The 15,883-nt window shown below is 72.5% G+C and carries 17 protein-coding genes; 7 read left to right on the forward strand and 10 right to left on the reverse strand.

From position 1 onward, the window contains the following. Positions 1-191: 191 nt before the first annotated feature. Entirely contained in the window at positions 192-1,565 is a 1,374-nt protein-coding gene (locus tag ACGFIM_RS01320) for a cytochrome ubiquinol oxidase subunit I (RefSeq protein ID WP_393192726.1), read from the forward strand. 16 nt (positions 1,566-1,581) lie between these two features. After that, on the forward strand, positions 1,582-2,574 hold the full coding sequence (cydB, locus tag ACGFIM_RS01325; RefSeq protein ID WP_393192729.1) for a cytochrome d ubiquinol oxidase subunit II: 993 nt from the start codon (positions 1,582-1,584) through the stop codon (positions 2,572-2,574). 70 nt (positions 2,575-2,644) lie between these two features. Here the strand turns inward: cydB and ACGFIM_RS01330 are convergent, their stop codons facing one another. From ACGFIM_RS01330 to ACGFIM_RS01355, 6 genes are all read right to left on the reverse strand, one after another. Continuing rightward, entirely contained in the window at positions 2,645-3,286 is a 642-nt protein-coding gene (locus ACGFIM_RS01330) for a response regulator (protein WP_393192732.1), read from the reverse strand. 129 nt (positions 3,287-3,415) lie between these two features. Beyond that, entirely contained in the window at positions 3,416-3,838 is a 423-nt protein-coding gene (locus ACGFIM_RS01335; RefSeq protein ID WP_393192735.1) for a hypothetical protein, read from the reverse strand. 105 nt (positions 3,839-3,943) lie between these two features. Then, positions 3,944-4,834, reverse strand: coding sequence for a phosphotransferase family protein (locus tag ACGFIM_RS01340; protein WP_393192738.1), 891 nt, complete (start codon positions 4,832-4,834; stop codon positions 3,944-3,946). 41 nt (positions 4,835-4,875) lie between these two features. Further along, a complete protein-coding gene (locus ACGFIM_RS01345) occupies positions 4,876-5,559 on the reverse strand; it encodes a CBS domain-containing protein (RefSeq protein WP_393192740.1) in 684 nt (227 codons plus the stop codon). Continuing rightward, the gene (locus ACGFIM_RS01350) at positions 5,556-5,699 is read right to left on the reverse strand and encodes a hypothetical protein (RefSeq protein WP_393192743.1); all 144 of its coding nucleotides are present in this window, start codon (positions 5,697-5,699) and stop codon (positions 5,556-5,558) included. Before ACGFIM_RS01350 ends, ACGFIM_RS01345 begins: the two co-directional genes overlap by 4 nt. A gap of 5 nt (positions 5,700-5,704) precedes the next feature. After that, positions 5,705-6,385: a CBS domain-containing protein gene (locus ACGFIM_RS01355; protein WP_393192746.1), complete on the reverse strand. Its 681-nt coding sequence runs from the start codon at positions 6,383-6,385 to the stop codon at positions 5,705-5,707. Positions 6,386-6,599: 214 nt separating this feature from the next. Here ACGFIM_RS01355 and ACGFIM_RS01360 point away from each other — a divergent pair, with 214 nt between their 5' ends. From ACGFIM_RS01360 to ACGFIM_RS01375, 4 genes are all read left to right on the forward strand, one after another. After that, positions 6,600-7,235 carry a VC0807 family protein gene (locus tag ACGFIM_RS01360; protein ID WP_393192749.1) on the forward strand — a complete coding sequence of 212 codons (636 nt, stop codon included), beginning with the start codon at positions 6,600-6,602 and terminating at the stop codon, positions 7,233-7,235. Continuing rightward, positions 7,225-8,211: a hypothetical protein gene (locus tag ACGFIM_RS01365; protein ID WP_393192752.1), complete on the forward strand. Its 987-nt coding sequence runs from the start codon at positions 7,225-7,227 to the stop codon at positions 8,209-8,211. Before ACGFIM_RS01360 ends, ACGFIM_RS01365 begins: the two co-directional genes overlap by 11 nt. Before the next feature lie 19 nt (positions 8,212-8,230). After that, positions 8,231-9,043, forward strand: coding sequence for an alpha/beta fold hydrolase (locus ACGFIM_RS01370; RefSeq protein ID WP_393192755.1), 813 nt, complete (start codon positions 8,231-8,233; stop codon positions 9,041-9,043). A gap of 664 nt (positions 9,044-9,707) precedes the next feature. Continuing rightward, positions 9,708-10,307: a DUF1707 domain-containing protein gene (locus ACGFIM_RS01375; RefSeq protein WP_393192758.1), complete on the forward strand. Its 600-nt coding sequence runs from the start codon at positions 9,708-9,710 to the stop codon at positions 10,305-10,307. Positions 10,308-10,313: 6 nt separating this feature from the next. On the opposite strand, the gene ACGFIM_RS01380 is transcribed toward ACGFIM_RS01375, so the two are convergent. Then, a complete protein-coding gene (locus ACGFIM_RS01380) occupies positions 10,314-11,177 on the reverse strand; it encodes a helix-turn-helix transcriptional regulator (protein WP_393192760.1) in 864 nt (287 codons plus the stop codon). A gap of 105 nt (positions 11,178-11,282) precedes the next feature. On the opposite strand from ACGFIM_RS01380, the gene ACGFIM_RS01385 reads away from it, so the two are divergent. After that, complete coding sequence (locus ACGFIM_RS01385; protein ID WP_393192763.1) at positions 11,283-12,752, forward strand: MFS transporter; 1,470 nt, start codon at positions 11,283-11,285, stop codon at positions 12,750-12,752. Positions 12,753-12,795: 43 nt separating this feature from the next. Here ACGFIM_RS01385 and ACGFIM_RS01390 read toward each other — a convergent pair whose 3' ends face one another. The 3 genes from ACGFIM_RS01390 to ACGFIM_RS01400 all read right to left on the reverse strand — a co-directional run bounded on the left by ACGFIM_RS01390 (position 12,796) and on the right by ACGFIM_RS01400 (position 15,869). Next, positions 12,796-14,706 carry a hypothetical protein gene (locus ACGFIM_RS01390; RefSeq protein WP_393192766.1) on the reverse strand — a complete coding sequence of 637 codons (1,911 nt, stop codon included), beginning with the start codon at positions 14,704-14,706 and terminating at the stop codon, positions 12,796-12,798. Between the two features lie 351 nt (positions 14,707-15,057). After that, a complete protein-coding gene (locus tag ACGFIM_RS01395) occupies positions 15,058-15,498 on the reverse strand; it encodes a DJ-1/PfpI family protein (RefSeq protein WP_393192769.1) in 441 nt (146 codons plus the stop codon). An 11-nt stretch (positions 15,499-15,509) separates the two neighbouring features. Further along, positions 15,510-15,869: a hypothetical protein gene (locus ACGFIM_RS01400; protein ID WP_378789345.1), complete on the reverse strand. Its 360-nt coding sequence runs from the start codon at positions 15,867-15,869 to the stop codon at positions 15,510-15,512. Positions 15,870-15,883: the final 14 nt, after the last annotated feature.

Genomic DNA, 15,883 nt, shown 5'->3' on the forward strand with positions numbered 1-15,883 from the left:
CGCCTGCGGCCGGAGAAACGTGGCGCGCTCCTCGCGGATGCCTGGTCCCTCACCTTTCCGATCGGGGCGGGTTCCGATCGGGGCGGGCGGGCACGGCGGCCGAAAGGCCTCTGGGGCAGGGACCAAGGTCCCTGCGGGCGGGGCCTGACGCCTCTGGGGAGCGGGCCGGGTCGTACAGCAGTCTGACCGGCATGGACGTGCTGGATCTCTCCCGCTGGCAGTTCGGCATCACGACCGTCTACCACTTCCTGTTCGTGCCCCTCACCATCGGGCTGTCGATCATCGTGGCCGGGCTGCAGACCGCCTGGCACCGGACGGGGAAGCCGGAGTATCTGAAGCTGACCCGGTTCTGGGGCCGGCTCTTCCTCATCAACTTCGCGATGGGCGTGGTGACCGGCATCGTGCAGGAGTTCCAGTTCGGGATGAACTGGAGCGCCTACTCCAGGTTCGTCGGTGACGTGTTCGGAGCGCCGCTGGCCATGGAAGGGTTGCTGGCCTTCTTCCTGGAGTCCACCTTCCTCGGCCTGTGGATCTTCGGCTGGGACCGGCTGCCGCGCCGGGTGCACCTGGCCACGATCTGGCTGGCCGCCATCGGCACGAACATCTCGGCGTACTTCATCCTCGCCGCCAACTCCTGGATGCAGCATCCCGTCGGCTACCGGATCGCCGACGGGCGGGCCGAACTGACCGACATCTGGGCGGTGCTCACCAACCCCACCACCCTGGTCACCTTCCCGCACGTCATCTTCGGCGCGTTCCTGACCGCGGCGGCCTTCGTGCTCGGTGTCAGCGCCTGGTTCCTGCTGCGCAGACGCGACCAGCCGCTCTTTCGCACCTCCGCCAGGATGGCGCTCGTCGTCGCGCTCGTCTCGGCCGTGGGCGTGGCGTTCTCCGGCCACTGGCAGGCGCAGATCATGACCGAGCAGCAGCCGATGAAGATGGCCGCCGCCGAGGCGCTGTGGGAGGACGAGACGTCGGCCGGGTTCTCGCTGTTCGCGATCGGTGACGTCGAGAACGGCCGCAACCGCGTCAACCTGCAGATCCCCTACTGCCTCAGCCTGCTGGCCACCAACAGCCTGGACGGCAAGGTCGAGGGGATCAACGACATCCAGGCCCGCTACCAGGCCCTGTACGGTCCCGGCGACTACCGGCCGGCCGTCGGCCTGGCGTACTGGTCGTTCCGCCTGATGATCGGGTTCGGCGCGCTGGCGGCGCTGCTCGCCGCCGCCGGGCTCTGGCTGACCCGGCGCGGCAGGCTCCCGTCGGGCCGCTGGCCCTACCGGCTGGCCATCGCCGGGATCGGGCTGCCCTTCCTGGCCAACACCCTGGGGTGGATCTTCACGGAGATGGGCCGCCAGCCGTGGACGGTCTTCGGCATCATGCGCACCGCCGCCGCGGTCTCGCCCACCGCGGACGTCACGTCGGTGGCCATCACGCTCGGCGCCTTCACCCTGGTCTACGCCGTGCTCGCGGCGATCGAGGTGCGGCTGTTGATCAAATTCATCCGCATCGGGCCGGAAGAGCAGGCAGAACAGGAAGCCTCCATCCCCGCACTCAGCTACTGACAAGGACATCACCGTCATGGAACTGACCACTGTCTGGTTCGTGCTGATCGCCGTGCTGTGGACCGGCTACTTCCTGCTGGAGGGCTTCGACTTCGGCGTCGGCGTACTGCTGCCGTTCCTGAGCAGGGACGAGGCCGACCGGCGCGTCATCGTCCGCTCGATCGGGCCCGTCTGGGACGGCAACGAGGTGTGGCTGCTGGTGGCGGGCGGGGCGACGTTCGCCGCGTTCCCCGAGTGGTACGCCACCCTGTTCAGCGGCTTCTACCTGCCGTTGTTCCTCATCCTGCTGGCGCTCATCGCGCGCGGGGTGGCGCTGGAGTACCGCGGCAAGTCCGACAACCCGCGCGGCTGGGACCGGGCGTTCTTCTGGGGGTCGCTCGGCCCGGCCTTCCTGTGGGGCGTGGCGTTCGCCAACATCGTGCGCGGGGTGCCGCTGGACGCCCGCCACGAGTACACCGGCACCCTGCTCACCCTGCTCAGCCCGGCCGCGCTGCTGGGCGGGCTCGCCACGCTGCTGCTGTGCACCTCGCACGGCGCGGTCTTCCTCGCCCTGCGCACCACCGGCGAGCTGCGCGCGGCCGCTTCGCGGGCGGCCAAGAGCCTGGCTCCGGCGACGATCGTGGTGGTCATGGCGTTCCTGCTCACCATCGGCGGCCCGCGGCCCGTCCTGGAGGGCGCCTGGTGGGCGGCGGTGGCGCTGGCGGCGCTCGGCCTGGCGGGCTCGACGGTGGCGACGCTGCGCGGCCGCGACGGCTGGGCCTTCACCGCGAGCGCGGTCGCCGTGGTCGCGGTGGTGGCCGGCCTGTTCGTCAGGTTGTTCCCGAACGTGCTCCCCGCGCTCGACCCGGCCAACAGCCTGACCGTGACCAACGCCGCCTCCACGCCGTACACGCTGACGGTGATGACCTGGGTGGCGGCCATCTTCACACCCGTGGTGCTGGCCTACCAGGCGTGGACGTACTGGGTCTTCCGCCGCCGGCTCACCGGGCCGTCCGCCGGCGCCGAGTGAGGGGCCCTCGCCGGGGGAGCACAGCGTCCGGCTCGCGGTGGCGCGGCGGCCACCGCAAGCTGAACCCCGTCTAGTCCTTGCGGTCGGCACGCAGGCGTGCCGCCAGCGCGGCGGCCTGCGTGCGGCGCTGCATGTCGAGCTTGGACAGCAGGTTCGACACGTAGTTCTTCACGGTCTTCTCGGCGAGGAACATGCGCTCGCCGATCTGCCGGTTGGTGAGCCCCTCGCCGATGAGGTCGAGGATGTGGCGCTCCTGCTCGGTCAGCGCGGCGAGCGGGTCCTTCCTGGCGGCCTGGTCGCGCAGCCGCTGCAGCATGGCGGCCGTGGTCTGCGGGTCGAGCAGCGACTGCCCCGAGGCCACCGTACGGACGGCGCCCACCAGGTCGGAGCCGTGGATCTGCTTGAGCACGTAACCGGCGGCGCCGGCCATCACCGCGTCGAACAGCGCGTCGTCGTCGGCGAAGGACGTCAGCATGAGGCACGCGAGCCCCGGCACCCGCGAGCGCACCTCGCGGCAGACGTCCACGCCGCTGCCGTCGGGCAGCCGGACGTCGAGGATGGCCACGTCGGGCCTGAGCGCGGGGATGCGCGCGATCGCGGACTCGGCCGTGCCCGCCTCGCCGACCACCTCGATGTCGTCCTCCGCGTCCAGCAGCGCCGCGACACCCCGCCGGACGACCTCGTGATCGTCGAGGAGGAACACATGAATCATGGAAGTGACGCTACCCAAGCGGTGATCCCTTTCTGAAAGGACCAAAGTCCTCAATCCGGCCGGTCCAAGGTCCACCGGCGTCTTGGTCGTGGCGCTCGTACTCCTCCGGCGTGCGGCCCGCGCCCGCCGTCATCGGGCGGCCCTCGAGTCTCCCGCCCGGCGGTTGTACATCGTCAAGGCCCAGATGACCAGGACGTTCAACACGATGATCAGCACGCTCCAGAGCGGATAGTAGGGCAGGAACAGGAAGTTCGCGACGGCGCTCAGCACGGCGAGCACGATGCCCACGGCGCGCCCCCACGCCTGGGCGGCGAACACGGCCAGGCCGGCCAGGAAGATGAGGACGCCGATGGCGAAGTGGACCCAGCCCCACGCGGTCAGGTCCCACTTGAAGACATAGTCCCCGCGGAAGACGTACACGTCGTCCCGGAGGATGGCGGCGATGCCGGAGAGCGCGCCGAACAGCCCGCTCAGCACCATCATGCTTCCGGCGAAGTAAGCCAGTCCCACCACCCAGCCGGACGGGCGATGGCCGGTTGTCATTGAGGACATCTCGACTCCTCGTCCTCGGGGCCCCGCGCGGTGCACGCACGGACGCTGTCCAGCTACCCGCAGGTCACCCGCCAAACCGCCGCCGCGCCGCAGGCTCCCCGCCGATCACAGCTGCGCGATCGCGGCCTGTAAGAAGCGGTCGCGGCGGCGGGTGACGCGGGGGTCGTAGCCCTCGGTCGGCGTGTTGAGCGCGGCCACGGCGTCCCAGTACGGCACGTCGCAGGCCCGCGTGCCGGTGGCCTGTTCCCAGCCGGCCAGCACGTAGGCGGGGGCGTCGTCGTCGTACAGGATCGCGGCCTGCTTGCGCAGCTCGCCGAGGTCCACGCCGGGATCGCCGGCGCCGGCCGTCTTCCAGTCGATCAGCGCGCGCACCCCGCCGCCGGCGAGCACCGTGTTGCCGGGCCACACGTCGCCGTGCACGAAGACGCTCGGCCCGGCGGGAAGCTTGATCGCCTGGACGCGTTCGTCGGCCTTCTGCAGCAGCGCCGTGGTCGGCATCCTGCCCTCCCGGCGCTCCCTGGCGAAGTCGTCGACCGCGATGGGGCGGGGCCGGAACGGCAGCTCCGGCCGCGGGTGCAGGGCGACGGCATGAACGCGGGCGAGCGCCGCGCCCGCCGCCACGAGCAGCTCGGGGGAGAAGGTCGCGGGCCATGCGCTCGTACCGCAGATGACGGTCTCCAGCGTCGCCGGCACCCCGGCCGCGCGGCCGTCGAGATCGGCCGCGAGCAGGCGCGGAGCCGTCAGCCCGTGCTTCTCGGCGACGAGCAGCGCCGCCGCGTTCGTCGCGATGAGATCCGGCCCGATGCGGCTGCTCGGAGCCCGGAGCACCACCGACCACGTCGCCCCGCCGGGCGCCACGAGATCGACCCACCAGGGGCTCTCCCCGTCGTGCAGCGACCTGACCGCCCCGATCCGGTCATCGAGCCGATCCTCGACCCACGCGCACAGCTGCTCCGCAGGACCCGAGCCGGGCCTGCCGTCCTTCCCCCACTGCACAAACGTGATCCGGATCCGGCCCGCTGTCAAGGCGCAGGGGGTTATGCCCCGCCCCAAACGGGCAGGTCGGCGACGTCGTCGTGCTTCCAGCTCAGCTCGTCGCGCACCGCCACGACGCCGTCGATGTTCTCGGCCAGGCGGACGGCGGTCATGGCCTGGCTGCGCTCCTCGTACGTGCCGGTCAGGGTGACGACGGCGTCCCGCACGGCGACGCCCGCCTGTCCCCGCAGGGCCTCGCGCACCTCGCGCTCGATGTCCTCGTCCGGCCGCAGGAACACCTTGATCAGGTCGCGGCGGCTGACGATGCCCACGAGGCGGCCGTCGGCGTCCACGACGGGCAGCCGCTTGACGCCGTGCCGGTCCATCAGCCGGGCGGCCGACACCACGGGCGCGTCCGGCGTGGTGACGTGGGCGGGGCCGGTCATCAGCTCGCCGGCGGTCTCGCCGCGCGCCTTGCGGTGGCCGCTGCCCTCGCTGCCGGCCGCGTGGCGGATGCGGGCGCGCAGCGGCGGGCGGTAGTCGTCGCCGTAGTAGCGCTGCTTGAACTCCTCCTTGGCCAGCAGGTCGGCCTCGGACACCACGCCCAGCACGCGGCCGTCGCCGTCCACCACGGGCACGCCGCTGACGCCCCGCTCGATGAGCACTTCGGCGACCTTGTGGAAGGAGTCGGTCTCGCGGACGGCGGCCACGTCGGTGGTCATCACGTTCTCGACCAGAGCGGTCATGGCGACCTCCTGATGTGCTCGACCCGGGCGATGCCGGGAACGGTGCGGGCGAGCACGCCGGCGATCTTGCCGGCGTGCGCGTGGGACGCGGCCCGGCGGACGGCGACCGCCGGGCCGGTCATGACCTCGCGTACGCGCATGACCGTCACCTGCCCGCCCAGACGGCGTCATCCTGCTTCCACGACAGCTTGTCGACGACGTCGACCACGCCGTTGACCCGGGCGGCCATGCGCGCGGCGGTCGCGGCCTCGCTGCGGCGCTCCATCCAGCCCGACAGCGTCACGACGCCCCGCTCCACCTTGACCCGGACGCCGCCGGTGTTCGCCCACAGGTTCTCGTCGAGCACCTCCTCGCGGATCTCGCGCTCGATGTCCTCGTCCGGCCGCAGGAACACCTTGACCAGGTCGCGGCGGCTGACGATGCCCACGAGGCGGCCGTCGTAGTCGACCACCGCGAGCCGCTTGACGTCCCGCTCGTCCATGAGCCGGGCGGCCTCCACCGTGGTCGAGGCCGGGGTGATGGTGACGGCGGGGCTGGTCATCAGCTCGCCCGCGGTGTCGCCCTCGGCCTTCCGCCTTCCCTTGGGGTGGCGGAGGCGGGCGCGCAGCGGCGGCCGGTAGCCCTCGCGGTAGAACTGCTCCCGGAACTCCTCCTTGCGCAGCAGGTCGGCCTCCGACACCATGCCGAGCACCCGCCGGTCGTCGTCGACCACCGGCACCGCGCTCACGCCGGCCTCGATGAGCGTCTCCGCGACCTCCTTGAACGGCGTGCCGGCGGACACCGCGACGACCTTCTCCGTCATCACGTCCGCCACGGTCATGCGCATGTCGTCCTCCCTCGTCGGGTCACCTCCATCTCACGCCGCGAGAACCGGTCCGGTCAGGGACGAAGGTCCCGACGCGGCCGGACGATGGTCAGCCCCGCACACCCTTCCCGGCGCCGTCTCCACCCCAGGTTGGAGATGCCGCGATCTCCAACCGCGGGTCGAGGACACCCGGACGAGGCGCCTCTAGCGTTCCCGGCGTGATCCAGGAGGTGTCATGGACCTGAACAAACGCCGGCTCGTCGCCGGGTTGCTGTGGGACGCCGGGCTGCCCGCCGTCGTCTTCTACCTCTGCCGGGTGCTCGGCCTCGACGCCCTGCCCGCCCTGGCCGCGGGCGGGCTCGCCGCCCTGGCCAGGGCGGCGTACGTCGCCGTCGTGCGGCGGCGGCTCGACGGCCTGGCCGCCCTCGTCGGCGCCGCCTTCCTGCTGCTGCTTGCCGTGTCGCTGCTCACCGGCGACCCGAGGATCCTGCTGGCCAAGGAGTCGATCCTGGCCGGCGCGGCGGGCCTGCTGCTGGTGGGCTCCTGCCTCATCGGCAGGCCGCTCGTGTACGCGCTCATCCGGCGGCTCAACGCGGCCGACGACGCCGCGCGGGTGCGGCTCGAGGAGCGCTGGCGCGGCGATCCCGCGTTCCGGCGGCAGTTCTTCGTGCTCAGCATGGTGATCGGGGGCGGGCTGCTGCTCGACGCCGCCGTACGGGTGGTGCTCCTCTCCCTGCTGCCCGTCGACACCATGGCGGGCCTGTCCACCGCCCTGCACGTCGCCACCGTCGTCCTGTTGGCCGCCTGGGTGATGTGGTACCGCCGCAGGCGCGTCCAGCGGGTGGCCGCGGAGGCGTCCCATGCGCGGTAAAGGAGTCCACTACGACACCGGGACCGCCGTGTCGGACGGCTGGTCGCGGGAGACGTTCGATCCGGTGGACGTGCGCCGCGACATGCGGATCATCGCGCGCGAGCTGCACTGCACGGCGGTACGCGTCACCGGCGGCGATCCCGGCAGGCTGGCGGTGGCGGCGGAGGAGGCGGCCGCGGCCGGGCTGGAGGTGTGGTTCTCGCCGTTCCCGTGCGATCTGACGGCCGGGGAGCTGCTGCCGCTGCTTGAGGAGTGCGCCGAACGCGCCGAGGCGCTCCGCCGCGAGGGGGCCGAGGTGGTGCTGGTCACCGGCGGGGAGCTGAGCCTGTTCGCGCGCGGCTTCCTGCCGGGGGACGACTTCCTGTCCCGCATCGCGCTCGTGGCCGGGCGCGGCCCCGAGCTGCCCGGCCTGCTCCGCGCCGTGCCGGAGCGCGTCAACGCGTTCCTGGCCGAGGCCGTCGCCGCGGTCCGCACGCGGTTCGGCGGCAAGGTCACGTACGCGGCGGTGCCGTTCGAGCGGGTGGACTGGACGCCGTTCGACTACGTCGCCGCCGACGCCTACCGCGCGGCGGGCAACGCCGCCACCTTCCGGGAGGAGATCCGCGCGCTGCACCGCCACGGCCGTCCGGTGGCGATCACCGAGTTCGGCTGCTGCACCTACCGGGGCGCGGCCGACCGGGGCGGGACCGGCTTCCTCATCGTGGACCGCACGCAGGAGCCGTGGCGGCTGAACGGCCGCTACGAGCGGGACGAGCAGGGCCAGGCCGCCTACCTGCGCGACCTGCTGCGCGTCTTCGACGAGGAGGGGGTGGACACCGCCTTCTGGTACACGTTCGCCGGATACCGCTACCCGCACCACCCCGATCCGCGCTACGACCTCGACCTGGCCTCGTACGGGCTGGTCCGCATCGACCAGGACCTGAGCCTGCACCCCAAGGCGGCCTTCCACGCCCTCGCCACCGCGTACGATTCTTGATCGATTGTTAAGGGGGAACATGTTCTTCGAAAGCTTCGACGGCACGCGACTGGCCTACGAGGACTACGGCGAGGGCGAGCCCATCGTCTTCGTGGCCGGGGTCATGCTGGACGCCGACATGTGGGAGTACCAGATCCCCTACTTCGCCGAGCGGGGCTACCGCTGCATCGCCTTCGACCGGCGCGGGCACGGCCGCTCCGACCGTCCGTCCACCGGCTACGACCTCGACTCCTTCGCCGACGACCTGGCCGCCCTGCTCCGCCACACCGGCGTGGAGGGCGCCACGCTGGTGGGGCACTCGCTGGGCAGCGTCGAGGTCGCCCACTACCTGGCGCGGCACGCGGAGCAGCGGGTCGCCCGCGCCGCGCTGGTCTCCACGATGCTGCCGTGCCTGATCCGGTCGGACGACAACCCGGAGGGCGTGCCCGCCGAGGCGGTGGCGGCGGCCGCGAGGTTCCGCGCCGACCGGCCCAAGGCGCTGGCCGACCAGGCGCAGGCGTTCTTCGCCACCCACCTCAACCCCCAGGTCTCCCCGGCGATGATCGACTGGATGATGGGGCTGTGCCTGCGGCCGTCGCCGTGGGCGGTGCTCAAGGCGCAGGAGGTGGTGCGCACCGCCGACCTGCGCGACACGCTCCCGAAGATCACGGTGCCGACCCTCGTGGTGCACGGCGCCGCCGACTTCTCCGCCCCGATCGACGTCACCGGCCGCCGTACGGCGCGGCTCATCCCCGGCTGCGACTACGTCGAGTACCCCACCGCCGGGCATGGCGTGTTCGCCAGCCACCATCCGCAGCTCAACGCCGACCTGCTGGCCTTCCTCACCTCCTGACGGCGGCGTTCGCCTCCCGGCGACGCGCACGTGCCGCGACCGCCGGGAGGCGAACGCACACCTGCCCGGACCAGATCGCGTGGCATCGCACGTCCCGGCGAGCAGCGCCCGCGACCTCGTGACGTTCCGCCGGGGTGGTCAGGCGTCCCAGGCGACGGGGAGGCTCTTGCCTCCGCGGATGTCGGCGGTCTCGGGGCGCAGCGGGATCTCGTCGTCCGGTACGGCCAGGCGCAGCGCCGGGAAGCGGGCGAGCAGGGCGGCGCCGGAGGGAGCCCGATGTCGCCGTAGTCGACGGTCGGGTGGTGGCGCATGAGCTCCTTGCGGGAGCTGAAGCGCGGGTCGGCGAGGATCGTACGGGCCAGGTCGAAGCCGGTGACCACCAGGCCCGCGTGGCCGTCGGCGAAGGCGAGCCGGCTGGCCGGGCCGTGCCCGCGGGCCTCGATCAGTCCGGCGGGCGGGCCGAACGGGCGGCCCGGCGGGGGCTCGGCGGGCATCGTGGTGAGGACGTGCAGGGATGCGGTCACGGTGGTTCTCAGGGGAGGCTACTTGGTGTTGCTAGGTACTGGTGGAAAGCACCACTGACTCCCGCTGCCTGGCAATGCTTGATAGCCCGATCGATCCCGGATGCGCCTTAGCGATCGCTTGATGCCCGTAATATCGAGATATGACTCAAGGGTACCCGGAACCCGTCCGCCGCGATCAATGGCGCGTCTCGCACGACGAGCGCGAGGCGGTGGTGGAACGGCTGAACAACGCCGCCGCCGAGGGCCGGATCGACCTCGATGAGCTGGACGTGCGCCTGAGCAAGGCGCTGACCGCCAAGACGTACGCCGACCTCGACGCCCTCACCGCCGACCTGCCGCCGGAGGCCCCGGTGAGCCAGGAGCCGCTGGTCCTCAGCGGCGGCATGCACGGCGAGACGCGCACCGGCCGCTGGGACGTGCCGCCCCGCATCATCGCCTACGGCGGCATGGGCTCCGTCAAGCTCGACTTCACCCAGGTCGAGTGCCGCCTGCCCGAGATCGCCATCGAGGCGCAGGGCGAGATGGGCGGCGTCACGATCGTCATCCCCGACGGCTGGGGCACGGAGACCTCCGGCATGAGCTCGGGTCTCGGCGGCTTCCGCGACAAGACCACCCCGGAGCGGCAGCCCAGGACGCCGCTGGTCCGCCTGTCCGGCAACGGCGGCGCCGGGGGAGTGGTCGTCCGCCATCCCAACAGCTGGGAACGCCGCAAGCTGCGCCGCCTCCAAGAACGGCGCTGACGTCCCTCAGTGGTGCTCGGCGGGTGCCGGACGGCTGCTCTGGTGGGCCAGGAGGCGCAGCGCGTCGGCGGAGCCCGGGTCGTTCGGCGTGTAGACCTCGAGCCGGTGGTCGGGGCTGTCGGGCTGGAGCCAGACCTGGTAGGTGACGTTCGCGGCGCCGACCGTGGGATGCCGCAGGTTCAGGGTGCCGACGGTGCAGTCGGCGACCTCGCCGATCGCCCACATCGTGGCGAACTCGGAGCTGCGCATGGTCAGCTCGCCGATCAGCCGCGCCAGGCGGGCGTCCGTGGGGAAGCGCCCGGCGGTCAGCCGGAGGTAGGCGACGTGGATGCGGGCCAGCTCGTCCCAGTTGCGGTGCAGGTCACGGGTGAACGGGTCGAGGAAGAACATCCGCGGCATCGACGGGCGGCGCGCAGGATCCTGCGGGGCGTCGTACGGGACGTGCTCGGCCATGAGCGCGTGCCCGGTGCGGTTCCAGGCGAGCACGTCGCCCCGCCGGCCCAGGACGATGGCCGGCATCGCCTCGCCCAGCGACTCCAGCAGCGCGATCACCCTCGGGTGCGGCCGCTCCTCGGGGGGCTCCGACAGGCCGGAGGCGGCCGGCTGCCTGGCGAGGTTGTGGAGGTGCACGGTCTCGATCGGGTCGAGCTGCAGCACCCGCGCGATGGCGTCGAGCACCTGCTTGGACGCGGTCTCCGCCAGCCCCTGCTCCAGGCGGGTGTAGTAGCCGACGCTCACGCCTGCGAGCTGCGCCAGCTCTTCGCGCCGCAGGCCGGGCACGCGGCGCGTGGTGCCGTACGTGCGCAGCCCGGCCATGGCCGGGGTCACCTGGTCGCGCCGCCGCTTGAGGAACGCTCCGAGACTCTCCACATCGGCGATGGTAGGCGGACGGACCGCCCTCGCGGGTGTACCTGTCAGGTGCACCCACAGCAGGGAGATGGCTGTGCGGGACGTTCCCGGCGGACAGTGCGGGCCATGACTGCACAGCACGTACACACCGCACCGGGGCTGCGCGCCTGGCTCGGCCTCACGGTGATCCTCGGGCCCGTCCTGCTGGTCTCCATGGACGGATCCATCCTCTTCCTGGCGATGCCGCGGATCAGCCAGGACCTGACGCCGACCGCGGGCCAGGCCCTGTGGATCCTCGACGTCTACGGCTTCGCCGTCGGCTCCCTGCTGATCGCGTTCGGCAACCTCGGAGACCGGTACGGCCGGCTCAGGCTCCTCATGATCGGCACCGCGCTCTTCGGCGCCGGTTCGGCGGCGGCAGCCTTCGCGCCGAGCGCCGAACTGCTCATCGCGGCGCGCGCGGTGATGGGCGTGGCGGGCGCGACCTTGCTGCCGTCGGCGCTGGCGGTGCTGAGCGAGCTGTTCGCCGACCCGCGGCGGCGGGCGCAGGCCATCGGGATCTTCGCGGCGGCGTTCGCGGCCGGCTTCGCGATCGGGCCGATCGCGGGCGGCATGCTGCTCGAGCGGTTCTGGTGGGGGTCGGTGTTCCTCATCAACCTGCCGGTCACCGCCGCGTTCCTGATCTTCGCGCCGGTCCTGCTGCGCGAGGTGCGGGCGACGCGTCCTGGACGGATCGACGTCCCGAGCGTGGTGACCTCCGCGATCGGGCTGCTGTTTGTGATCTACGCTGTAAAGCACGTGGCCGCGGACGGCCCGTCGAACGGTGCGGCCGTGGCCGGTGCCGCCGGTCTGGTGCTGCTGGCCTGGTTCGCGCGCCGGCAGCGGCACCTCGCGCATCCCCTGATGGACTTCTCGCTCTTCCGCGACCGCGTCTTCACGCTGGCGATCGTCACCGGTCTGGTGCCGCTGGCGGCCTGGTCGGCGAGCGCGTACCTGGCGGGCGTCTACCTCCAGTCCGTCCTCGGCCTGCCGGTGCTGAACGCGGCGCTGCTCGCCGTCCCCGGCGCCGCCGTGCTCACCGTCAGCTGCGTCGTCACCCCCCACGTCGTCGACCGCATCGGCAAGCGGGCCGCCCTCGTCGCCTGCCACCTCTCCATCGCGGCCGGCCTGCTGCTCCTGCTGCCCACCGCGATCACGGGAGGGATCGGCTGGTACGTCGCCTCCACGGTGGTCGCGGGCGTCGGCTACGGCATCTGCTTCAGCGTCGTCGCCGACACCGCCGTGGACGCCGTACCCGTCGAGCGGGCGGGCTCGGCCGGCGCGATCGCGGAGACCAGCAACGAGATCGGCAACGCGCTCGGCATCGCGCTCCTCGGCTCGCTCGCCGCCCTCGTCTTCCGCCTGCAGGGGCCGGACCTCGCCCCCACCCTCGACGAGACGTTGCACCTTCCGGACATCACACCGGTGCTGGCGTCGCAGGCGAAGGCGGCGTTCGTCACCGGCCTGCACGTGGCCGCCGGCGCGGCCGCCGTCCTGCACATCGTGCTCGGAGTCCTGGCCCTGCGCTGGCTCCGGCGCGGCGGGTCACGCGTCTAGCGCGTCAGCAGGAGAACCCGCCGATTCCTGCGGCGTGGTGCCGCTACGGGGTGGCGTCGGGGCGGGTGTCGTCGTCACCGGCCTCCGGTTCCTGCGGCACGGGCGGGTCGGCGGGCGGTGGTCCGGGCGGGTCGGCGGGTGCGAAGGAAGGCCGCCAGGCGGCGGTCGCCTCGGGGTCGGCGCCGGGGTCCTGGGCGGGCTCCTGGACGGGGTCCTGGGCCGGGGCGAAGGGGGGTCGCCAGGCGGCGGTCGCCTCGGGGTCGGCGCCGGGGTCGGCGTCGGGGTCCGGGGCGGGGTCCTGGGCGGGGTCCTGCGCGGGTGCGCCGGACTCGGGGTGCTGCTGGTCCGTCTCGGGCTTGGCGGCGTTCTTCTCCTCGAGCTCGATCATGCTCTCGAGAGCCTCGATGAGTTGCCGCGTGAACGGGTTGTCCTCCTGAACGGGCCTGGCCGGCAGCGGGTTGGGCGCCGGAGCCGGGGCCGGAGGCGGGGGGACGTGGTCGATCGGCTCCGCGTGGTCCACGGCGGCGAGGCGGGCCCTGCGGGACCTGGCCACGAGCACCGCGAACAGGGTCAGCAGGGCGGCCAGGAGGAGCAGGGCCGAGGTGACCATCGCCGTGGTGGAGAAGTCCCGCTGCCCGCTGGACGCGGCCGTGTTGACGTGCGTCGGTACGGTGGTGGCGGTCGTGGTGGCCGAGCCGGACGGCGTGGCGGCGGTCTCCTCGTCGGCGGCGTCATCCGGCGCGGGCGAGGTCACGGTCGACTGTGAGGACGAGTTCGCGGTGTCCTCCTCCGTCGCTGCCGCGGTGGTGGCGGACGATGCGGCGTCGTCGCTCGCCGAAGCGGCGGCCGACGGCTCCGACGATGCCGTGGCGGTCTCCTCGGGCGCCAGCGACTCGGTCTCCTCGGGTGCCGGTGACTCGGTCTCCTCGGGTGCCTGCGACTCGGCGGGCGGCGGCTCTGACGCGGTCGCCGTCTCCGTGGGGGACGGCGATGCGGAGGCGGTGTCCGTGGGGGATGCCGTCGCGGTCTCCGTGGGGGAGGGTGATGCGGAGGCGGTGTCCGTGGGGGATGCCGTCGCGGTCTCCGAGGGCGACGGCGTTGCGGAGGTCGTGGGGGTGGCCGAGGGGGACTCGGTGGGGGAGTGCGAGTCCGACGCGGTGGGGGTCGGGGTGGCCGTCGGCGTCTCGGTGGACGTCGGCCCGCCGGAGGTGGGGGTGGCGGTGGGCTCGCCGGCCGTGGCGGTGGGCGTGGCCGTCGGCGTGTGGGACGGCGACGCGGTCTCCTGCGGCGGCGCCGTCACATGCGGGGGAGTGCTCTCGTGCGGGGGCCTGGTCGAGTGCGGCGGCGTGGTCGAGTGCGGCGGAGCGGTCTCGTGCGAGGGAGCGGAGTCCTGCGGCGAGGCGGTCTCGTGCGGGACGGAGCTGTCCTGCGAGGGCGCGTCCTGAGCGCGGGTCGGCTCCGGGGCGGGGCGGGTCGTCACGGGGGATGGGCCGCCGTCGTCGTTGTGGGAGCCGCCTTCGAAGCCGTCATGGGACCCGTGCCGGTTCGGACCGTCCTGGCCGATGCCATCGCGGCCGCCACCGTCGTGGTCGTTGCCCTTGCGGCCGGTGCCGTCGTGGCCGGTGCCGTGGTGGCCGGTGCCGTGGTGGCCGGTGCCGTGGTGGCCGGCACCGTCGTGGGCGGCGTCGTCGTGGCCGGCACCGTTGCGGGGGGCGCCGTCCCGGTCCGGGCCGGACGGGTACGACGGCTCGTCACGGAGGCCCTGCCCGAACCCCTGCGAGTCCTGGCCCTTCCCGTGGGAGCCCTGGTGCCTTCCGTGGCCGTCCTGAGAGCCGTCCATGCCGGTACGCGGCCCGTCATGCGGGTCGCCCGGTGAGCCCGCGTGGCCGTCGGGGGCCTGCCGAGCGGTGATCTCCGCGTCGTTCTGAGAGGACATCTGGGTGTCTGGCGTCATGGCAGTGGGGGACCTCCCGGAACCATTCCGGACGAAACCATTCAAATCGTGATGTAAAGGATTATGAACGGCTTAAGGGGATAAACCGGAAGCCTGTGGGTGGAGCGAGCGTACCTGATGTTCTTGCAGGTCACACGCTCGGCAAGGCGGCATCGACGACGGCGCAAGGAGAGAAGCCCAGGCCGGAGCGGTGCTGCCAGTGCTCCGGCCGGTGCGACCGACGGAGAAAGATCTACCAAAGCGCCGCCTCAAGGCATCCGCCCAAGCGCGGCTCGCGAGGCGGGCGGCGCGGTCCCGGCAAGCCGCCGTCCCACGCATCCGGCCATGTATCCCACGACTCCGGCAATCCCTTCACAGCCGTGAAAGGCGCTCCTGCCTTCCTCGGCATGAACGCCTCATCGCCGATGACCGACCGCCGGCACGCCGTCCTCCGCCGCTGGCCCGCCGGCCGTCGAGCAGCCCCGCCCGCGCGAGGACGAACGCCCCCGTGCACACCGAGACCACCCGCCGCGCGCGGGCCGCGATCCGCCGTACGGTGTCCACCAGCTCGGGCGGCACGCGGCCGGACTCGTCCCGTGGACACCCCGGCACCACCAGGGTGTCCACGTCGCCGTCCAGCGCGCCGAGCGCGAGGTCGACGCTGAGCGAGATGCCGACGTCGGTGCGGACGGGCCGTCCGTCCACCGAGGCCAGCCGCACCCGGTAGCCCCCGGCGCTGCCGAACACCTGGACGGGCCCGGCGACATCGAGCAGCAGCACGCCGTCCGACACGGCGAAGACGACATCGCTCATGGGGGAGGCCGTCAGCCGATGGAGCCGCTGAGCTCGCTGCTGCCGCCGCCGCCCGAACCGGCGCTCGAACTCATCGAGGTCGCGCGGCCGTCGACATAGGCAACCGCTGTCATGGAGCCGTCGGTCAGACGCTTGACGGTCAGGCGCCAGGTGTCCTTGCCGGGCGCGTCGAGCGTGATGTCCTTGCGCCAGGGGAGCGTCACCTGGGGTTCGGTCGTGGACTTGCCGTTGATTACGTATGTGAGAGAGTACGTTCCTTCGCCTTGGAGGTCGAGGGTGAGCGTGTGAGGCTCGTCGCCGGCGCACGCGGCCGCCAGCAGGAGGGTGGCGGCCGGGATCAGCGGACGCGCCCGTCTACCTAAGGTGGTCACGCGATCACTCAACC

Origin of the sequence: Nonomuraea sp. NPDC049309 (assembly GCF_043196965.1) — a bacterium.
Taxonomy (GTDB): Bacteria; Actinomycetota; Actinomycetes; order Streptosporangiales; family Streptosporangiaceae; genus Nonomuraea; species Nonomuraea fastidiosa.